This window comes from Lactobacillus kalixensis DSM 16043 (genome assembly GCF_001434335.1).
Classification (GTDB): domain Bacteria; phylum Bacillota; class Bacilli; order Lactobacillales; family Lactobacillaceae; genus Lactobacillus; species Lactobacillus kalixensis.
This window is the reverse complement of the sequence record NZ_AZFM01000013.1, coordinates 16,383-38,634: the sequence shown is the minus strand read 5'-3', so window position 1 is coordinate 38,634 and position 22,252 is coordinate 16,383. Positions and strand designations below refer to the sequence as shown.

12 protein-coding genes and 1 pseudogene are annotated in these 22,252 nt (G+C 37.8%); all 13 read left to right on the top strand.

Annotation, left to right across the window (positions count from 1 at the left end; translation table 11 throughout):
- Positions 1 to 48: 48 nt before the first annotated feature.
- Positions 49 to 1,239 carry an accessory Sec system protein translocase subunit SecY2 gene (secY2, locus tag FC46_RS05135; protein WP_057798529.1) on the top strand — a complete coding sequence of 397 codons (1,191 nt, stop codon included), beginning with the start codon at positions 49 to 51 and terminating at the stop codon, positions 1,237 to 1,239.
- 2 nt (positions 1,240 to 1,241) lie between these two features.
- Positions 1,242 to 2,732 (top strand): accessory Sec system protein Asp1, encoded by a 1,491-nt coding sequence (gene asp1, locus FC46_RS05130; protein WP_057798527.1) that lies wholly within the window; start codon positions 1,242 to 1,244, stop codon positions 2,730 to 2,732.
- Positions 2,733 to 2,906, top strand: a complete 174-nt coding sequence (locus tag FC46_RS10455; protein WP_412363341.1) for a hypothetical protein — start codon at positions 2,733 to 2,735, stop codon at positions 2,904 to 2,906.
- 27 nt (positions 2,907 to 2,933) lie between these two features.
- Positions 2,934 to 4,277: pseudogene (gene asp2 / locus FC46_RS05125) on the top strand (accessory Sec system protein Asp2); the annotation flags it as partial.
- The gene (gene asp3 / locus FC46_RS05120) at positions 4,261 to 5,148 is read left to right on the top strand and encodes an accessory Sec system protein Asp3 (protein ID WP_057798525.1); all 888 of its coding nucleotides are present in this window, start codon (positions 4,261 to 4,263) and stop codon (positions 5,146 to 5,148) included. The pseudogene asp2 and the gene asp3, both read left to right, overlap by 17 nt.
- Entirely contained in the window at positions 5,135 to 7,495 is a 2,361-nt protein-coding gene (gene secA2 / locus FC46_RS05115; protein WP_057798523.1) for an accessory Sec system translocase SecA2, read from the top strand. Before asp3 ends, secA2 begins: the two co-directional genes overlap by 14 nt.
- A gap of 16 nt (positions 7,496 to 7,511) precedes the next feature.
- Positions 7,512 to 9,047, top strand: coding sequence for an accessory Sec system glycosyltransferase GtfA (gene gtfA, locus FC46_RS05110; RefSeq protein WP_057798521.1), 1,536 nt, complete (start codon positions 7,512 to 7,514; stop codon positions 9,045 to 9,047).
- Positions 9,040 to 10,371, top strand: coding sequence for an accessory Sec system glycosylation chaperone GtfB (gene gtfB, locus FC46_RS05105; RefSeq protein ID WP_057798519.1), 1,332 nt, complete (start codon positions 9,040 to 9,042; stop codon positions 10,369 to 10,371). The genes gtfA and gtfB overlap by 8 nt, the downstream gene beginning before the upstream one ends.
- Positions 10,364 to 10,555, top strand: a complete 192-nt coding sequence (locus FC46_RS05100) for a hypothetical protein (protein ID WP_057798517.1) — start codon at positions 10,364 to 10,366, stop codon at positions 10,553 to 10,555. The genes gtfB and FC46_RS05100 overlap by 8 nt, the downstream gene beginning before the upstream one ends.
- 103 nt (positions 10,556 to 10,658) lie before the next feature.
- Complete coding sequence (locus tag FC46_RS05095; protein ID WP_057798515.1) at positions 10,659 to 17,876, top strand: hypothetical protein; 7,218 nt, start codon at positions 10,659 to 10,661, stop codon at positions 17,874 to 17,876.
- Between the two features lie 102 nt (positions 17,877 to 17,978).
- A complete protein-coding gene (locus FC46_RS05090; RefSeq protein WP_057798513.1) occupies positions 17,979 to 20,102 on the top strand; it encodes a serine-rich family protein in 2,124 nt (707 codons plus the stop codon).
- Positions 20,103 to 20,236: 134 nt separating this feature from the next.
- Positions 20,237 to 21,241: a glycosyltransferase gene (locus FC46_RS05085; protein WP_057798511.1), complete on the top strand. Its 1,005-nt coding sequence runs from the start codon at positions 20,237 to 20,239 to the stop codon at positions 21,239 to 21,241.
- Between the two features lie 2 nt (positions 21,242 to 21,243).
- Complete coding sequence (locus FC46_RS05080) at positions 21,244 to 22,245, top strand: glycosyltransferase (protein WP_057798509.1); 1,002 nt, start codon at positions 21,244 to 21,246, stop codon at positions 22,243 to 22,245.
- Positions 22,246 to 22,252 lie beyond the last annotated feature (7 nt).

Here is a 22,252-nt window from a genome sequence, read left to right as displayed (position 1 = left end):
TATTTCAATTGCTGATATCGATATTTTTATAGAGACAAGGTAATAAATGTGGAAAACGAAGTTCAGATTAAACCGCTGTTAAAGCGGCTATTTATTACGGCATTGATAATTATGGTTTATGTATTAGGGACACATATGCCGTTACCGTTTGCAGATATTACAAAAGGATATACTGAATTTATCAAAGACACGCCTATTTCTATTATGGGAATGATGAGTGGTGCGGATTTTTTGCGGTTGTCAATTTTTTCAATCGGTTTAAACCCGATGATGATTGCAATGATGCTAATTCAGTTACTAATGATGACAAAAGCATTTGGCTTTGATGCATTACCGACGCAACAAATTGAAATTATTCAACAAGTTATGATTTTGGTTTTTGCTATTTTGCAATCAACCGTCTTCACTTTAGGTTTACATCTAACTGCCCATCCGTATGAAAACTTTATAGTTATAGTTGTTTTGGTTGCTGGCAGTATGCTAGTTAACTGGATGAGTGTGATGAACATCAAGTTTGGAATTGGCGGTACAATGCCGATTATTCTGATTAATATTTTGACTAGGTCAGTGCCATCATTGATTACAGCTATTCAAAATATTATGGATGTGCCTCACTTTAGTATTTATATCATCGTTATGATCGTTGTAACGCTGCTTTTGATCATTTTCTGGAATGCTTTTTCCCATGCGTATTATCCACTAAAGACAATCAACACTGCGCTTGATAGTTATTCTGATCCGATCATTATCCCACTCGGTCTTAATATGGGTGCTATGATGACTTATATGATGGGGATGGCAATTTTGTCATTACCTACGCTTCTTGCAGCATATTTCAGTGCTAACTCTATTTTTAACAATGTTCTTTTCCAAGCAATTGTAAGTACGATTTTAGCTTTTGCCCTCTTTTATTTCTTTACTTTCATGCAATTCAATCCTAAAGAGCAGGCTAAGAGCCTTAGAAACAGCGGTGCCTACATTTTAGGTATACGTCCCAACTTACCAACGCAGAAGTATATTAGAAAGCTGCTATGGATAATCACTTTTCCAGGAGCTTGTTTAACTGCGATTCAGTTGACCTTTGGCTTAATGGGGATGCAACTATTAGGGGATTATGCAGGCTTTGCGATCTTACCAATGAACGCCGTAATGGTCACGATGTTTATGAATAATTTCAAAGATCAGATCACAATTTTACTTTTTCCACATAAATACAATAAGTTGCAGAAAGAAGTTTAGATATGGAGTATTTTATTCCTGCCTGGCATGGTCAATTATCTGACTGGTCTAGCAGTATCCCAAGAATTGAAATATATGATGCTATTGTGAATATGCAATTGCTTCGCAGTGGAGGTCGCAAAGTTGGGTTGATACTGACCGATTATCAACCACAATTCTTGTCAAAATTAAATCAAGTTGGTTTTTATCCTGATAAGATTTTTTCAGTTTTCGATTTTTTGCAAGGAATCAGTTCAAATGAAAGCCAAGTGTTTGATTATCTTGACTTGAATTGGCCAGATGATGTGCGCTTCGATTTAACACCATTTAGAATTTTAGCTTCTTCAAAAGACAGGTTATATGCCAGTATCATCTTTGATTTTAATGGACGCGTTTTAAATGTTAATTATTTTGATAAAGATGAAAAAGAAACTAAGAAGCTGGTTTTTGATACTCGCGGCTTTGTATCAACTGTTGAAGAAGGCGATGTGACTACTTATTATGACCAGATGGGTCATTGGCGCTTCAAGCATAACATCAAGACTGATCATGTTTTGATTAATCAACTTTTCCATTTTTGTGAAAAAACTGAGTACGATCATCTGAGCACTCTGATTACAGAAATTATCAGGGATGAAGTTTTACCAAATGTAAAAAAGAATGATCACTTGATTGTGACTCTGGATGATCAAGCTCAAGTTCCAATTGAGACTTTTATGGTTTATCCAACGATTTTTACTTTGAATCAACTTTATCCATATACTGGTGATTTTAAAAAAATAGGTAATCACACTTTAGTTGTCGATAATCGTCAAAAGATATCGGAGATTGATCCATCGGTTTCATTTATTGTTATTCCATCGTTTTTAGTTGACTTCAAATTAGGTCATAGTCAGCGTTATAAAAATCAAGATATCGGGATTATGATTGAGCATATGCGTTATGAAGAACTAAAAAGTATTCTTTTTGCCTTATATCCAAGACTCTTAACCCATGCTAGTACTGATCGAATTTACTTCTTGTACTACAATACAGAAAAAGAAAATATGATTAACCAAGTAGTGGCAGATTTACAAAAAGAGCACCCAAACGAGTTTAGCTTGAACAGGCCTGAAAAGAGTAAGTTAGAAAACAATTTATCTGATGAAGAAAAATTGCCAAATCTGATCATTAAAGGTAAGCGTCTAACTAGTATCGCTGATGCAATGAATTTCTTAGATAAGGCTCGTATTTTAATTAATTGGAATGTCACTGATCCGTTTATTCAAACTGCGGCCGTCAGTGTTGGTATTCCGCAATTACAAAATTTCAAGACTTTGCAGCTGATTAATCATCGTAACGGTTTGATTTGTAAAACGCCAGAAGATGTGGCTGATGGAGTAAATTATTACCTGGGAAATTTAGGAAATTGGAACCAGGCGTTAGTTTTCGATGTTCAACTTATGAATGCTTACTCGGCTGATAATCTTCTGAAGCAATGGCAGAGTGTTTTAAATAATGAGGAAGAGATATAGATGGATGTTTTGCAGATAGGTCCAGATAACTGGGCAGAAAAATATGAAATTCCTGATGATGTGGTTTGGCATTTTAACGATTTTTCTGCAAAAAAATATCAAAAAGAAAAAAACATCAGTAAGTTTGCGGTTGTGATTATTACTGGTGAGAACAACTTGCAAGATCAAGATTGAAAAAAATTACAGTGGCTCTCAGTACCTTATGGAGTTTTATATTTACCTGGTGTTAAAGAAAAATTGAGTTCCGCTGGACAAGATTTTATTGTCTATCAGGTTGGTAAAGAGCTTACTCAAGATCCACAAGATTTGATCAATTCACTTTTGAGTAAATATTTTGTTGGACAGTCTGGTATTCGATATTTTCCAACGGATATTGTTATTACTAATCCAAATATTGAGGAGTATGAATTTCTTGATTCGGCTCACTTGAAACTGATTTTGGATACTAACGAGAAGTGGATCACGATTGGGTCATATCGTGCAAGTTTCTATGTGGATCCAGATCGAATTTTTAAGATTTGGCTTTCGTTAAGAAGTTTGAACATAAAAGTACGCTTGCGGATATTCCCATCATTTATGGGAACAAATGGTAGTATTTCTGAATATGAAGTGATCAATATAGATCCTGAAAAAAAGGAAGAGTATCAATTAAAACTGGAGGCGTTAAAAAAGGCCCGAGTTGTTAGCTGCAACGTTGAAGCAAAAGGTGAAGGGGCTTTGATTTTAGGGGTACTTCACTGGCGTTGGTCACGCAAGGAAGTTGGTACATTTATTCCAGGAGGACAAAGAATCGTTGATCAGATTAATCACGATGACATTGCTTATCACTTCAATCCAGGTGATATGAAGCCGCCTTTGAATGTATATTTTTCCGGTGCCCGTGGTTTGGAAGGCTTTGAAGCATATCCAATGTTTAGAAAAATGAAGGCACCAGCGCTACTTTTTACCGATATGAGATTATCAGTGGGTGAATTCTATGAGGACGCTAGTCAATCAATCGGTGAACAGATTATGGCAGTTATCGATAAGACACTTGAGAAACTCGGCTTTTCTCATGATCAATTAGTGATGACTGGAATTTCAATGGGGACTTATCCAGCGCTTAAATATGGCGCTCAAATGCAGGCGCACGCAATTATTGTGGCTAAACCAATTACGAACCTTGGCTATGTTGCTTCACGTGAGCGTCTGCAAAGGCCTGATGAGTTTGATACGATTTTTGATATTGATAATCAATTTGTTAACCATCTTGATTTAGATCATTTAAAGGAATTGGACCAACTTTTCTGGGAACGATTTGAAATGTGTGATTTAATCAAAACGCGTCTGTTCATCGGTTATATGATTAACGATGATTACGACAACAGAACTGTTGCTCGGTTGAAAGAATCAAAGACGATCAAGAAGGCTAGACAGATAGTATATAAGGGTTATGAAGGCCGCCACAATGACAATCCCCAGATTGTCCAATGGTTCATTGAAAGAGTTCAACAGATACTTGCAACGGATTTTGGTAGAAAGATGAAAAATGGAACAGATTATTAATCAAATTTATTGGGACGGTGTCAATGATACATACATGCCAGGCACCAGATTTAAAAAATTCTCTGATAAAACAATTGAATTTGAAAATAATTTGATGGCACCAGGTCATAGCATCATGACTTGGACTTCAACTAATAACTACCAGAGTAGTAAGGCTGTACCGCAGTTACCAATCTTAATTAAGGGACATTCTTACCGCATTTTTATTAAAGGTGAAACTGAGCCGGCCAATACTTTTGTTAACCGGCTAACCTTTTATGATGCTCAAAACGATGAAATTGAACATAAGGACTTTACATCGCTTGAATACAATTTTGTTTTTCCAGAAAATGCTACTTCTTATAAATTTGAAATTGTTAATGCGGGATGTAGAAAGATCCGTTTTAAAAGACTGCAAATTGCTGATGAAGATCTGCCAAAAAAGATCTTCGACGATATTTACTTTAGTGAGGAGATTAATCCGAATCCGAAGCAGACACTTAATGTAATTTTGGTTATGGATAATATGCATGGTCGCAAGATTTGGAGTCATTTGGAGCGTTTTGCAGGTGTTTCGCCAATGTTAGTAGTTAATATTAGTTGGCAAGGTCGTGAAAAAGCTGGTCAAGTAGTAAAAGAATGGCTTGCAGAAAATAAGATCACTAAGTTTCGTTTGATTAGTACTAACACCAAATTAAATAGTTTGATTCCTGATATTTTTATCGATCGTTTCAATGTTGAATACTATGACAACAATTCCATCCGCAGCAAGAATCATTTGATGCAAAAAGATACTACTTGGTATTCAGAGAATATCTGTGATCCAGACTGGATTGCGATTGAACATTTTTTGAAACGTAAGCATATGGAGGCGCAGGATGAGTTTATCTAAACTGCAAATTCGCAGATTGCTTAAAAAAATAAATAAATTAAAACCAAAAATGCGGGCGATGTCAGATGATGAATTAAAGCATCAGACTGATATTTTTCGTGAGCAGCTGAAAAATGGTGAAAGTTTAAGAAAAATTTTGCCGGAAGCTTTTGCCGCAATGCGTGAGGCTGACTACCGGGTGTTAGGGATGTTTCCATACGATGTTCAAGTGATGGGTGGAATCATCTTGAGTGAAGGTGCGATTGCCGAAATGAAGACCGGTGAAGGTAAAACTTTGACCGCTACAATGCCGTTATACCTAAATGCTCTTTCTGGTGAAGGCGCAATGCTTGTAACGCCTAACGATTATTTGGCTGGTCGTGACGAGGAGACTCTGAAGCCTGTTTATGAATGGATGGGACTAACTGTTAGTACCGGGTTTCCTAAGGCAAACACTGATGAGACTATCAAAGTTTCAGCTAAACAAAAAAGAGAATGGTACAACTCTGATATCTTGTATACAACCGCTAGTACACTGGCTTTTGATTACTTATTCGATAACTTAGCTTCAAGTAAAGATGAGCAATACCTGCGACCATATAACTTTGTTATTATCGATGAAGTAGACGAAGTTTTACTGGATCAAGCGGAATCACCATTCGTTATCGCCAGTCAGCCAAAGCTGCAATCTAACTTATATAATTTAGCCGATCGTTTTGTGAAGTTGCTAAAAGTAAAGCGCGATTATATTTATAAGCGTGACCGGCAACTATTCTGGCTCACCTATAATGGCATTAAACGTGCAGAAACATACTTTAGAATTGATAATTTGTTTAGTGAAGAAAACCGCGAAATCTACCGCCACGTGATTTTAGCTCTGCAGGCACATCTATTAATGCGTAAAGGGCACGAATACTTAGTAGTTCAAGGTAAGGTTGTCTTGCTCGATGAAGCCGATGGCCGTTTGAAAAAAGGCGTTCAGGTTGGTACTGGTCTGCACCAGGCGATTGAAGCAAAAGAAAATGTTAAGTTAACTGATGTACAAAAGGTTGCGGCTTCGATCACTTTCCCAAGTTTATTCGGCCTGTTTAAAAAAGTTTCTGGAATGAGTGGGACAGTCAGGACAGAACAAAATGAATTTTTGAAAACTTACAACCTGAAAATCTATCCAGTTCCAACAAGAAAACCAGTTATCAGAAAAGATTATAAATCGAAAATTTTCTTAACAACTTCTGATAAGCTAATGGCCGCAATTGATCAAGTAATTAAACTTCACAATGAAGGGCGCCCCGTTTTATTAGTAGCTGGTTCAGTAGAAAACTCCGAAATCATTTCGGAATTATTGTTGAACGATGGGATTGCACACAATGTCTTGAATGCCTTTAATATCGTGCGTGAAGCCGAAATTGTTAAGAATGCGGGGCAAGAAGGCGCCGTTACGGTCGCTACAAATATGGCTGGTCGTGGTACTGATATTAAGCTGGGACCAGGTGTTAAAGAAAAAGGTGGCTTAGCCGTTATAGGTACCGAAATGCTATCGGAGCGCGTTAAGCAGCAACTCGCTGGTCGTGCGGGGCGTCAGGGAGACCCAGGAACGAGTCAGTTTTATATTTCTTTAGAAGACCACTACGTTTCTCGTGCAAGTACAGAAAGGATGAAGCGATACTATCGTAAGTTGCGTGCGAAAAAAGAAGATGGACAGAAGATTATTCAAATTGATGGTATCCCATTAAGAATTAGTTTGCAGATGCTTCGTCAAAGAGTTGCTGTACAAGGTGCAATGTCGCGTATGCAAACTAACAAATACGAAGCAGTTCTCCGAATGCAGCGTAATACTTTCTATCAGAATCGTAGAAAGATTATGATGGCAGACGACTTAAAGGAGCGGGTAGAGCGCTATTTGCATAAAGGAATTGAATATTATCTTAATGAGCAAGACCGCTGGGATAGCGCAGACTTGTTGCGGTTAGTTAATGACCATATCAGTTATGAAGTTTTAGGGGTTAAACATAATTTAAAGACCAAGAAAGAGATCGAAGATTATTTACTTGATTTGTGTCACGAAGTGCTTAAGCAAAAAGCTAAAGTTTTAATTAATGATGAACAATTAACACAGTTTTATCGAACGGTAATTTTACACGCAATGGATGGCTGCTGGATTGATCAGATGGATTATCTGTCGTCATTGAAGATGTACGTTGATAAATGGCCACTAGCTGGTTACAATTCAGATTTTATCTACCAACAACGTGCTTTTAATTCTTTTGAAAAAATGATTGAGCGCATCAATTGTATGATCGTTGATAACTTGCTTTTGAGTCCAATTTATTTGAATGAGAAGAACCAACTTGTGGTCGTATTTAATTAGTAATTAGAGGATAAAAATGACTGTCTATAGTGTAAATTTAGGTATTGGATGGGCTAGCAGCGGCGTTGAATATGCTCAGAAATATCGAAATGAGTCTTTTGAAAAATTGCATATTCCGGCAAAGTTTATCTTTTCGGATTTAATCTTAGGAAATAATATCGAAGATTTGACCAAAAATATGGGTTATGATGATGATCAAATTATCTGGTTGTATAACTTTTTTACTGATGTAAAAATTGCGCCGTCAACGTATAAACTTGAGCGGATTGTTCAAGACCTGAATTTACGTAAGCGTAGTGTTGCTAGCGTTAATCGCACTGGTAGCAAAGAAATGACCTACCGCTTGCCTGATGAAAATTTGTCGATTGCTGTTCGCTTGAATAATTTGCGTGAGCAGACAATTGATCAGGTGACTTATTTTGATAAGGATCAGATGAGCAAGCGTGAGTTTTATTCGTACACCAAATATGCAACTGAATATTATGAAGGAAATGGTTCAAATAAGGTGACTTTCCGTGAGTTCTACAACGAAGACGGCTCGGTTGCTTACGTTCAACACTTAGACGATAATAGCGAATTATTTGAATTTCCTGACAAAAATATTCTGATGACCAAGAACGACCTTTACCGTGAAATGGTGAAGAAGCTCAATCTTCAAAAAGATGATGTCATTATCATGGACCGTGAAGATGAAAATGATGATTTGAGTAATGGGCAAATTTTCTTTGAGGAACATAAACCTGCAAAATTAATCGTGATTGTTCATGCTGATCACTATGATGTGCACTATACCGACGATCAAAATATTCTCTGGAATAATTTCTATGAGTTTCAGTTTACTCATAATGACGATGTTGACAGTTTTGTTTGTGCCACGCCTAAGCAGACGGAATTGTTAAGAGAGCAAGAGAAGAAGTATTACAATAACGACGCTCGCGTTGACTGTATCCCTGTTGGTTGTGTCAAGACTTTGGTTAAATCTGATAAAAAGCGTAAACCATATTCTTTAATTACAGCATCACGTTTAGCTTCAGAAAAGCACGTTGATTGGATTGTTCGTGCAGTAATTGCAGCTAAGAAGGAAATTCCTGAACTAAATTTGGATATCTATGGTCGCGGCGGCATGGGCACGCGTCTTGAAGAAATTATCCGCGAAAACAATGCGGAAAGTTATATCCGTTTGATGGGTCAACGTGATCTTGATGATGTTTATGTTAATTATGAAGGTTATATTGCTGCTTCAACTAGTGAAGGTTTCGGCTTGAGTTTACTAGAAGCAGTTAGCTCGGGATGTGCCATGATTGGTTTTGATGTACCATACGGGAATCCAACTTTTATTGATGACGGCAAGAATGGATATCTTCTTCCATACGATGAGGACTGGGATGTTCGAGAAAAGATTAATAAATTAACTGAAGCAATTGTCAAAATGTTTAAGAGCTCTGATGTACCGGCGTTTAATCAGCGGTCATATGAAATTGCGGAACCATATTTGTTAGACAATGTAGCACAAGAATGGAAGAAACTATTGGAGGATTTGAAAGATGATTAATTTAATTGAAAGATTGGACATGCCTTCATTAGCCTTCATTCGCTCACAAGAATTTGCGGATTTGAAAATTCCAACAGTGGTCATGCATGACAATGGCTTTTTGCCAGATAATGTTAATTCACCAGCTAAGTTTTATTGCGGCTTCACTGATGAAATAAAGCCACTCTACTTTGATAGATTACCGCTCCCCAAATATTGGCGTTTCAAGGCTTCATCGCTTCAGGCAGATGTCTATGATTTGGATCACAAGCGAGCAACAATTTTCTATGACAAAACTGACAATAGTCGTTTGGTTAAAGAGGTTCAATGGCTGAATAAGAATGGGCAACTTAGTTGGATTGATCATTACAACAAGAGTGGTTGGAAGTTTGCCAAGACTTTTTTCAATAATGGTCGTGCGGTCGTGCGAAAGTTATTTGATAAAAATGGCAAGTGTGTAATTGAACATAATTTAATTGCTGATGATTTTTATCTGGATTATCAAGGCACCAAAAAGCATTTTGCTAGCTTAGCTGAATTTACAATTCATTATTTAAAAGATCGCGGTTATAGTCTTGACCATATTTTCTACAATACTTTGAACGAGTCGATGAATGTTACGTTGAACTTGAATGAAAAAGGTACTGATACGATGTTCTGGCACGAACCAGTGAGCGGTGCCTTGCCAGGAAATATGGAATACTTGATGAACACTAAGTCTCGGACTAAACATATTGTTTTTCAAAGATATGATGAATGGATGAAGGCGCAGAGCATGATTCCGGAAGATACGGGGAATGTTGATTTTCAGTATTTAGGGATGGTTTATCCGCATTCACGTAGCAACCAGCTTCGACCTAACGCTTTGATTTTTACCAATTCTGATCAAATTGAAGCATTGGACAAAATTGTAACTGCAATGCCTAACATTCGCTTTAATATCGCCGCAGTTACTGAAATGTCTGATAAACTAATGGCGTTTGATCAATATGACAACGTGAAGTTATATCCCGTCGTTAAAAAAGATAAGGCCGCAGAATTATTAAAGGAATGTGATTTGTACTTCGATATTAACTATAATAATGAAATTTTGTCAGCGGTTCGCTCTGCTTTTGAACAAAATATGCTCATTATCGGTTTTAGAGATACGTTACACGAGCCACAATTTGTCGCTGATAAGTATATCTTTGATGCTAGTGAAATTGATAAGATCAAACGGTTAATAGATCATGTATTAGAGAGTAAAATAAATATGAAAGAAGCCCTTGATTATCAAAGGCGAATGGCAAGTGATACTACGATTAGCGAGTTTAAAGAAAAGATAGAGGCGCTGGAAAATGAATAAAGATAACGATTCAAATCAAACTTACGTTGGTAAACATGCCTTAGATCGCTTGCAAGAAGTAGAGAAAGATCATCAACGGGCTTACAAGAAGCGATCTAGCTCCTTTAACTTCAATCGATTAATTATGGTATTGGTTTTTGCATTGATCGTAGGATTAATGATTTATTCCATGTTTAGGCAATAAATAACGCCACGCTCTTTGACAATGCTGTACATAGATACTAACATAGTAAGTAATATGACGGATATAGAACGCTTAACATAACAAAAAAGAAAGTGCGATAACTATGAAAAGAAACAGCAGAGACAACCGGGAAGATAAAGACTTACACCAAAAGAATAGTCGTATTCCTGAAGACGATTACTTTGATCCGGATTCATTAAAAGAAAAGAAAGGCAATGAAGACTACTTGAAGGAGATGGCAGCTTTGACTGCCGTCTTTGGCGTTGGTGCAGCAGGCTTAGCATTTACACCTAATAAAGTTCACGCTGCTGAAAGTGTGGTTGATAATAAGTCGCAAGTTGTTGGTTCAAGTTCGCAAGCTAACCAAACTAGTGGCTCAAGTTCAGATGTAGATAATGAAAGTCAAAAGTCATTAAAAAATGACGAAAGTAATTCTAGCAAGGCAACCAACAGTAGTAGTGAAGCAAATAAAGAAAGTACTAGCGATAGCCAGGTTCAGAGTAAATCTGTAGAAGATAGTACTAGTGCTGTAAAAACTGAAAATAGTTCAAGTAAAGTTGAACAAAATAGCGTATCAAATAGTGTAGTAAATAAGAAATCTAGCAGTTCAGAAAGCAATTCAATTGCTAGAAATAGTAGTAGTGATAGCAAGTTAACTTCAAGTTCAAATAGTCAAATTAATAGCGAAACTGACTCTACTAGTAATTCTTCAGTGAATAGTAGCAGTTTGGCTGATTCTTTGAGTATTTCAAGAGATAAACTGAATACTTTAGACTTAAGCGACAAAAAGGCAGTTGCCAAGTTGTTTGGCGCTTCTTTTGTGCAGACTAATAATTTAACTGAACAAACTGCGACTATTAATGGTGGTACGGACGTTAGTGATTATGACAGTTTTAGTAAAGCTATTAGTAATACTAATGTTTCTATCATTAACTTGACCAAAGATATTACTATAACTAGTAATCCTTCTACTATCAGTAGAAATTTAACGATTAACGGTAATGGGCACAAAATTTACTATAACAGTTATTACCAAACCATCACTAATAATGATAGTAAAAATCATAGTCCTTTGAATGTTAATGTTAATAATGCTGAAATTTATGGTACAAGCACTGGAACCTACTCACTTTATGGTACACAAGGTGACGTTAATTTAGTCTTAAAGAGTATAACCTTTACTGGTGGTACTGCTGTATGGACAGATACTAACAATTCTTATACTAAGAATGTGAAATTTGAAGGTAATAACTCAATAAAGGCTGATAATTATACTGACGCTTCAGGTACTAACCAGACCCCTAACTTCTGGGCAGTTGATGGACAAAATACTCAATTATATGTTGGTAATAATGTTACTGTAGCTGATGGTGCCACCTTAAATGTTGATGGTAATAATAGAGTTCAATTTAACATTCTTGAAAAAGATAACGATAACGACCATAGTTTTATTGTCGGAAACAATGCAAATGTTACTTTAACAGGATCAACTATTGCTAATGTAAACTTAGACCAATCTGTAAATGGTGGTAGTTGGAATAATCATGTAAATATCGGTGATGGTGCAACGGTTAATATGACTGCACCAACTGCCAATATTGTTATGAGAAGTGGTGCTAGTGGTACCCACGATTCTAATTTGACAGTTAGTTCCAATGCGACTGTTAACTTAACGACAACTAATCCAGACTCTAATAGCGGACAAGGTAATGTTGTAATTTATTCTCAAGGTGGATATTATTCTGGATCTATTCCAGCTACTACAAGTAATTATCCTAATAATACAGGTACCATTAATATTGAAAAAGGTGCCAGTGTTAACATGGTTGCTGCTGGTAAAAATACAGGAAACATCGTTACTGATTTGAACAATTTACAGGTAAATATTAATGATCCAGAAAGTGTTCATTTACAAAACCACGGTGGTGCCGCATATCAATCATACGGTTCAAGCAGCCAAATTACCGTAAAGGCTGATAATACTAACGTGACTACAGTTGACTTCCAGAAAAATAGTAGTGAAAGTCAAGTTTTGAGTGGGTCAACCACTGTAATTAAAGGAACTAATACTGCTGGTGAAACATCGACATCAATTGATTCGATTGATGGTAATGATGTTACTACAGAAGATAAGGATGTTTTACAAAATGTAAATAACAATAGAACTACTAATGTTACTTATAATGGGGGCACCCAAAGCTCAATAAGCAAATCAATTAGTAATTCGATAGTCGATTCAATTAGTGATAGTCAAAAGCAAGTTGAAAGTGACAGTACAAGTAAGAGCATCCAAGATAGTCAAGCTGCTTCAGCTGTTAAGAGTCAAAGCATAGTAAATAGTGAAAACAGCGCTTCTAATAGTATTATTCAGTCACAAAACGAAAGCGCAAGCGCTGCTCAAAGCACGCAAAAGTCTATTAATGAAAGTACTAGTGTATCAAATAGCATTGTTCAGTCACAAAACGCAAGCACAAGTACAGCTCAAAGCGAAGAAAGTCAATCTAATAGTATTAAAGAAAGCCAGACCGCTTCAGCCAATAAGAGCCAAAGTCTTGCCAATAGTGAGAGTGCAAGTGTTGAAAAGAGTCAAAATGAATCGGCTAACGCAAGTCAGAGCAAGGCGAATAGTGAAAGCGTAAGTACTGAGAAATCAATAAATGATTCAATTAATAAGAGTACAAGCGCCTCCAACAGCATCGTTGCATCACAAAACGCAAGTACCAGTGCAGCTCAAAGCGAAGCAAGTTTGTCCAATAGCATAGCCAACAGTCAAACAGCTTCAGCTAACAAGAGCCAAAGTCTTGCTAATAGCGAAAGTGCAAGCATTGAGAAGTCAATTAATGATAGTACAAGTGCCAAGAATAGTACTGAGAAGAGTCAAAATGATTCAATCAATAAGAGTACTAGTGCTTTCAACAGCATTGCTCAATCACAAAACGAAAGCAAGAGCTTAGCAGACAGCGAAAGTACAAGTATCCAGACGTCTATTAACGACAGTACCAATGCTTCAAATAGTAAAGTAGCTTCAGAAAATGCAAGTACAAGCGTTGCTCAAAGCGAATCTAATGCACAAGATAAATCCATTAATGAAAGTACCAGTGTATCCAATAGCATTGTTGCTTCACAAAACGCAAGTGTAAGTGCGGCAAACAGCGAAGCCAGTCAATCTAACAGCATTAGAGAAAGTCAAAATGCTTCAGCTGAAAAGAGTCAAAGTCTTGCGAATAGTGAAAGTGCAAGTGTCCAGACGTCTATTAACGACAGTATCGATGCTTCAAATAGTAAGGTAGCTTCAGAGAATGCAAGTACAAGCGCCGCTCAAAGTGAAAGTATCAAGAATGAAACTTCAGCTCAACAAAGCTTGAGTGAAAAGCAAAGCATAGCAAATAGCCAGATAGCTTCCGCAAATAAGAGTGAGAGTTTGGCTCAAAGTGAGACTGCAAGTCGCCAAGCAAGCGAAACAGCATCAGCACAAGAAAGTTTGAGTGAAAAGCAAAGTGCTGCAAATAGTCAGGCTGCTTCAGAAAACAAGAGTCAAAGCCTTGCAAATAGCGAAATCGCAAGTGTTGAGAAGTCTATTAATGACTCAATCAATAAGAGTACCAGCGCATCCAATAGCATTGTTGCTTCACAAAATGCAAGTACGAGCGCAGCTCAAAGTGAATCTAATGCACAAGACAAATCATTAAACGATAGTACTAGTGTTTCAAACAGTATAGTTGCATCACAGAACGCAAGTGCCAGTGCAGCGAACAGCGAAGCTAGCTTGTCTAACAGTATAGCTAACAGTCAAACTGCATCAGCTCAAGAAAGTTTGAGTGAAAAAGACAGTCTTGCAAATAGTCAGGCTGCTTCCGCAAATAAGAGCCAGAGCCTAGCGAATAGTGAAAGTACTAGTGTTGAAAAGAGTCAAAACGAATCCACTAATGCTAGTCAAAGCAAGGCTAACAGTGAAAGTGCAAGTATCGAAAAATCAATTAATGACAGTATCAGCGTATCTAACAGCATTGTTGCATCGCAAAACGCAAGCACAAGTGCAGCAAACAGTGAAGCAAGTCAATCTAATAGCCTTGCAAATAGCCAAGCAGCCTCAGCTCAACAGAGCTTGAGTGAAAAACAAAGCTTTGCTAACAGCCAAATTGCTTCAGCAAATAAGAGTACAAGTTTGTCACAAAGTGAAGCAAATGAGCAAAGTAAGTCAATCAATGACAGTTCAAGTATTGCCAACAGCATTGCAGCTTCAGAAAATGCAAGTACAAGTATCGCTCAAAGCGAAGCTAGCTTGTCCAACAGTATAGCTAACAGTCAAGTAGCTAGCGCAAACAAGAGCCAAAGTATTGCAAACAGTGAAAGTACTAGTGTTGAAAAGAGTCAAAACGAATCTACTAACGCCAGTGCAAGTTTGTCCAATAGCACTGTTGCATCACAAAATGCAAGCGCTAGTGCCGCAAACAGCGAAGCAAGCCAATCTAATAGTCTTGCGAATAGTCAAGCTGCATCTGCAAATAAGAGCGAAAGCTTGGCTCAAAGTGAAAAGGCTAGTGCAAGTGAAAGTATTCAGAAGTCAATTAATGATAGTATCAATGCTTCAAATAGTAAGGTGGCTTCAGAGAATGCAAGCACTAGTGCCGCAAACAGCAAATCAGCAGAAATCAATGAGAGTACAAGTGCGCAAAACAGTACTATTAAATCTCAAAATGCAAGTAAGAGTTTAGCGAACAGTCAGGCTGCAAGTACTGAAAAATCAATTAATGATAGTATCAGCGCATCTAACAGCATTATTGCTTCACAAAACGCAAGTGCTAGTGTAGCAAACAGTGAAGCAAGTTTGTCTAACAGTATTGCCAACAGCCAGACAGCCAGCGCAAATAAGAGTGAAAGTTTGGCTCAAAGTGAAAATGCAAGCCGTCAATCAAGTGAAACTGCATCCGCTCAAGAAAGTTTGAGTGAAAAAGAGAGCATAGCAAATAGCCAAACCGCTTCAGTCAACAAGAGCACGAGTCTTTCACAAAGTGAAGCAAATGCACAAAGTAAGTCAATTAATGATAGCAGCAGTATTTCAAACAGTATTCTTGCATCACAATTGGCAAGTGCAAGCGCTAAACAAAGTGAGGCAAGCTTGTCTAACAGCTTAGCAAATAGCCAAACAGACTCAGCACAACAAAGCTTAAGTGAAAAGCAGAGCATAGCCAATAGTCAGGAAGCTTCTGCAAATAAGAGCCAAAGCCTTGCAAATAGCGAAAGTACTAGCGTAGAGAAGAGTCAAAATGAATCAACAAATGCTAGTGTAAGTTTATCTAATAGTATTGTTAATAGTGAAATTGCTTCAGCCAACAAGAGTGAAAGTTTAGCTCAAAGTGAAGCAGCAAGTCGCCAAGCAAGTGAAACTGCATCAGCACAACAAAGTTTGAGTGAGAAGCAAAGTATTGAAAATAGTCAGACTGCATCTGCAAATAAGAGTCAAAACTTGGCAAATAGTGAAAGTGCAAGCGCTGAAAAATCAATTAATGAAAGTGTAAGCACTGCCCAAAGTGAATCTAATGCACAAGATAAATCACTCAACGATAGCATCAGTATTTCCAACAGCATTGTTGCTTCAGAAAACGCAAGCGCAAGTGCAGCAAATAGTGAAGCAAGTCAATCAAACAGTATTAGAGAAAGTCAAAATGCTTCAGCCAACAAGAGTGAAAGCATAGCTAACAGCCAAAGTGCAAGCATTCAAAAGTCTATTAACGACAGTACTAGCGCATCTAACAGCATTGTTGCATCACAAAACGCAAGTACTAGCGCTGTTCAAAGTGAAAGTATCAAGAATGAAACTTCCGCTCAAAAGAGCTTGAGTGAAAAGCAAAGCCTTTCTAACAGACAGACTGCTTCGATCAATGAAAGCCAAAGTATTGCCAACAGTCAAAGTACAAGTACTGATAAATCACTTAACGATAGCATTAGCGTATCCAATAGTATTGTTGCTTCACACAATTCAAGTACCAGTTCAGGACAAAGCGAAAACGCAAGTAACCAAGCATCACAAATTGTTAGTGAAAGCTTAGCTAATAGTCAGAGTGCAAGTAATGAACGGTCAATTAATGAAAGTAAAAGTGCAGCAAACAGCAAATCAGCATCCATTAATGAAAGTGAAAATGCATCTAACAGTAAAGTGGCTTCGGAAAACGCAAGTATCAGTGCAGCTCAAAGTGAAAACAGCTTGTCCAATAGTATCGCTAATAGCCAAGTGGCATCAGCTAATGCAAGTCAAAGTATTGCTAATAGTGAAAGTGCAAGCGTTGAAAAGAGCGAAAATGCTTCTGCAAACAAGAGTGAAAGTTTGGCCCAAAGCGAAGCCACAAGCACGCAAGCCAGTCGAGCTGCCACAGCTCAACAAAGCTTGAGTGAGAAGCAAAGTATTTCCGACAGCCAAGCAGCTAGTGCAAATAAGAGCACAAGTCTTTCACAAAGCGAAGCAAACGAACAAAGCAAGTCAATTAATGATAGCAGCAGTATTTCAAACAGTATTCTTGCATCACAATTGGCAAGCCAAAGCATCGTAAATAGTAATAATAGCACTTCTACCAGCGCTGCTGCTTCTGCAAATGACAGCACGAGTGCAGCACAAAGTGAGGCAAGTTTGTCTAATAGTATTACTAATAGTCAAACCGCATCAGCCAACAAGAGCCAAAGTGTAGCTGATAGTCAAAGCGCAAGCACTGAAGCATCACAAAATGCCTCAGCAAATGCAAGCGAAAGCTTATCTAACAGCATAGCTAACAGTGAAGCCGCGTCAGCTCAAAAGAGCACAAGTTTGTCACAGAGTGAAGTCAACGCTAACGACAAATCAATCAATGACAGTAGCAGTATTTCAAATAGTATCTTGGCATCACAATTAGCAAGTCAAAGTGTTGCTCAAAGTGAAGCAAGTTTGTCCAACAGCATAGCTAATAGTCAAACGGTTTCAGCAAACAAGAGTGAAAGTCTTGCACAAAGTGAAAATGCAAGTCGTCAAGCGAGTGAAACAGCTTCAGCTCAACAAAGTCTGAGTGAAAAAGAAAGCATTACAAATAGTCAGGCTGCTAGTGTAAACAAGAGCCAAAGTCTTGCAAATAGCGAGAGCGCAAGTGTTGAAAAGAGTCAAAACGCTTCAACCAATGCTAGTGAAAGTTTAGCTAACAGTCAAAGTACAAGCGCTCAGGCTTCACAAAATGCAAGCACCAGTTTGTCCAATAGCATAGCTAATAGCCAAAATGCTTCGGCCAACGAAAGTCAAAGCTTAGTTCAAAGTGAAGTTGCAAGCACTCAAAAGAGCGAAAGCATCGTACAGAGCTAAGCTAACAGCAAAGTTGCGTCCATTAACTATAGCAGTAGTATTTCTAACAGCATCCTAGCTTCACAATTAGCAAGCCAAAGTGTTGCTCAAAGTACTGCAAGCTTGTCCAATAGCATAGCTAATAGCCAAACTGTTTCAGCTAATAAGAGTGAAAGTTTAGCACAAAGTGAAACTGCATCTGCTCAGAAGAGTTTGAGTGAGAAACAAAGTATTGCTAACAGTCAAACTGCTTCCACAAATAAGAGTCAAAGTATAGCTGATAGTGAAAATGCTAGCGCTGAAAAGAGTCAAAATGCTTCTATTAATGCTAGTGAAAGTTTGGCAAACAGCGAGAGTGCCAGTGCTCAAGCATCACAAAATGCGAGCGAAAGCTTATTTAACAGCATTGTCAACAGTGAGGCTGCTTCCGCAAACAAGAGTGAGAGTTTAGCCCAAGGTCAAGCCGCAAGTACTCAAGCTAGTGAAGCCGCATCAGCTCAACAGAGTTTGAGTGAAAAGCAAAGCATTACAAATAGTCAAACAGCTTCGGCTAATGCAAGTCAAAGCCTTGCTGAGAGTGAAAGTGCAAGTACTAAGACTTCAATCAATGACAGCAGCAGTATTTCCAACAGTATTCTTGCTTCACAATTAGAAAGTCAGAGTCTTGTGAATAGCGAGAGTGCTAGCGCTCAAACTTCACAAAATACAAGCACCAGTTTGTCCACCAGTATTGCTAATAGTGAGGCTGCCTCAGCAAACAAGAGTGAAAGTATAGCTCAGAGCGAAGCTGCATCTGCACAAAAGAGTGAAAGTCTTGACCAAAGCGAGAAGGCTAGCGCAAGCATCAAGGATGAAGAATCTGCTCAAGAAAGCTTAAGTATTAAGCAAAGTATTTCCAACAGTCAGTCAGCTTCAGCAAATGAGAGCGCAAGTTTGTCAAATGATCAAAATAAATCAATTAATGACAGTAGCAGCATTTCAAATAGTATTCTTGCATCTCAATTAGCGAGCCAAAGTGCTGCACAGAGTCAGGCAAGTTTGTCCAACAGCATCGCTAACAGTCAAGACGCATCAGTACAAAAGAGTGAAAGCTTAGCTCAAAGTGAGGCTGCAAGTACCCAAGCTAGCGAAGCTGCATCCGCACAAAAGAGTGAAAGTATTGCTCAAAGTCAAGAGAACAGTCAAGCTGCCTCAGCTCAAAAGAGTACAAGCTTGTCACAAAGTGAAGTTAACTCAAACGAAAAATCAATCAATGATAGTTCAAGCATTTCCAACAGTATCTTGGCATCACAATTGGTAAGCACAAGCGCAGAACAAAGCGAAGCAAGCTTATCTAACAGTCAAACTGTTTCTGCAAATGAAAGCCAAAGCTTAGCAAACAGCGAAAGTGCAAGTGCTGAAAAGAGTCAAAACTCCTCTGCTAATAAGAGTGAGAGTCTTTCACAAAGTGAAGTTGATTCCCACAATAAGTCAATTAACGATAGCAGCAGTATTTCTAACAGCATTCTTACTTCACAATTAGCAAGTCAAAGTGCGGCTCAAAGCGAAACAGCTTCAACTCAAGAAAGTTTGAGTAGACAGCAAAGTGCTGAAACTAGTCAAAGCATTGTTAATAGCGAAAGCGCAAGTATTGAACAAAGCATTATCGCTTCAATGATTGCTAGTGAAAGCGATAGCCAAACTCAAAGCCAATTCCAAAGTGGTTCTGGCTCAACTTCCGCAAGTGAGAGTACATACGAAAGCGCTAGTGACTCAATTATCAATAGCACCAGCATTGCATCTAACAGTAGTCAAAGCGACATAAATAACTCACAAGCTCCTACTACTATCACTCCATTGCCAACCGAAACCCCGTCTACGACCACTACAAGACCTAGTGCTTCAGTTGTTAATGATTCAGATAACAACACGGATCAAACTATTCGTCCATTGTCTGAAACCAAGCCAAACAAGACTAAGTCTCACAAGAGTGGTGTAAATGCTAAAACTCATACTCTAGATCACGTATCTAAGACAACTGAAAACATTGAAACCAGTCACGTTCTAAGTCAAACTGAGAAAGAGAATGAACAAATTAAGCATTCAGGTTTGGAAGGTAGAAAGACTAAAGAAGAATTACCAACTACTGGTGAAGCTATGAGTGATGATGCCAAAGCCGGGATCTGGGCTCTTGCTTTAAGTGGGTTGCTCGGATTGTTCGCTAAAGGAAGAAAAAAGAACAAAGAAGATAAGAAAGAAAACAATTAAAAATTCGAAATAAAAAGAAGTCACATTATGTTCGTTTAAGCGAGCTCAATGTGGCTTTTTTGTTAATAGGATAACGGTAAATGCTATAATTAAAAGTAAATGATTAGTGATTTTAAAACAATAAGGAACGTATTATGAAAGCATATATAACGCGGCTGTATGGATATACTGAAGGCGTGGCTTCACTTAGACAACAAACTGTCGCTGATTTTGCCCAGGAAGTAAATATTTTACCAATTAGCTTATTCAAGTTTTCTGCAGAAAATGAACCGGATGCACAATTAAGCAGTCGATTAGATGGAATTATGAGCTCGATCACTTGGGGTGACACAGTTATTGTTCAGACACCAATTGAAATGAGCAAGAATTATGTTGATATGTTTTTAGATAAGCTAACAACTTTGCGCGCAGTAATGGGTGTGAAGATAGTTGCTTTTATCCATGAAGTTAAAGACTATTTGATCGATTTTTATAATAATTGCGACAGCTTAATCGTTGAGAATGAATCGGTTTTGAATTATTTGAAAAATCACGGATTAACTAACAATACTGTTGAAATCTTCAACTTTTATGATTTTGCACCACGTTTGGTGACTGAAAAAGTCCACTTTACGGGGAATAAAAAGGCAAACTTTCAAGTATCAATTAACTACCTGAATAGCACAAATAGTGATCAATATTTTGATCAGATGAGAAATCAAGCTACTAACTTTTTGGTTTATCAAAATCAAGGCTTTGTTGATGATGGAAGTCTGCAATATGCTGGCGATTTTGATGATGACTTGCTTTCTTACAAACTTAATAAAGAAGGTGGCTTTGGCTTAGTTATGCCACCTGAAAAAATAGATACTGTTCCTTTTGAACTCAGTATGTTTATTAGCGCCGGTCTACCAGTCATTGCATTAAGTGGTACTGCTGCCGGAAATTTAGTTATTAATAAAAAAATTGGCTGGGTCGTAAACAGTATCGAAGAAGCAGCTAACCGCCTGCCTGCAACTCTTGATGTTGAATATGAACAACTGCTAACGAACGTGGAGCAAATGGTACAAGATACGCGAAATGGTATTTCGATTAAAAACGCACTGATTCGCTCTGTTTTTGACGCAAATCTTCCTAAGATTAGTAAGGCGGGTGAATAAATATGAAAGTATGGATGACAGGTCTGCACGGGATCAAGAGAACGGCTGGCTTAGCACAGATGATGTCAGTCGATATTGGTAGAGAATTAGGATTTAACGAGATTGGCATATATTGCACGGGTCCCAATTTTGAAGAACCTGAGGACCAGTTAAGAGCGCGCATTAGTGGAACTTTATCTGCTGTTGAAAGTAATGATGTGGTAGTTTTGCAACTCCCTTCTTGGAATACTTCTAAGTTTGATATGGAGTTAGCTAAAGGTGTTAAGAGACGGATGAATAGTGCTCACGTTGTAATTTTTATCCATGATATTGGTCCGTATATGTTTGGCCACTGGGATGAATTGGATGAGTGGATCCAAATTTATAACCAAGCAGAGGTGTTGATTGTACCGAATCATGTGATGAAAGAGCATTTAATTGCGCACGGCTGCACTGTTAAGAAGTTCGTATATCATTATGTCTGGGATAATCCAACGGATATTATTGAACTCCAACAGCCACTTCACGAGATGAAAAAGCTTGTTCAATTTCCAAGTGATCCAAATAAGTTCCAATTTGCAAATTCATGGCCAAGTCACGACATTCCACTTCACTATTATTCAAAAGACCAAAGTAGTAATCCTAATTTAATTCAACATCATCCGCTTCCCAATGAAGAACTAATGTTAAAAATGCACAAAATCGGTGGATATGGTGTTTTGTGGGAACCACCTGAGATGAAACTTTATTGGAAGATGAATTCCTCAATGAAGTTTGGAACATATTTGTCAGCAGGCTTACCAATTCTTGTTCACCAAGGTATTGCTCAACAAGAAATTGTGAGTGAGTACCATTTGGGTAAGGTTATTGAAACCGAAGATGAAGCTGTAGATTTTATCGATCATACAACCGAAGACGAGTATCTGGAATTAGCTGATAACGTTAATAAGATGGGAAAATTGACTAGAAATGGTTATTTCTTAAAGCAAGCATTGATGGAAGCAGTCTACAGAGTTTTTAACTAGGTGAAAA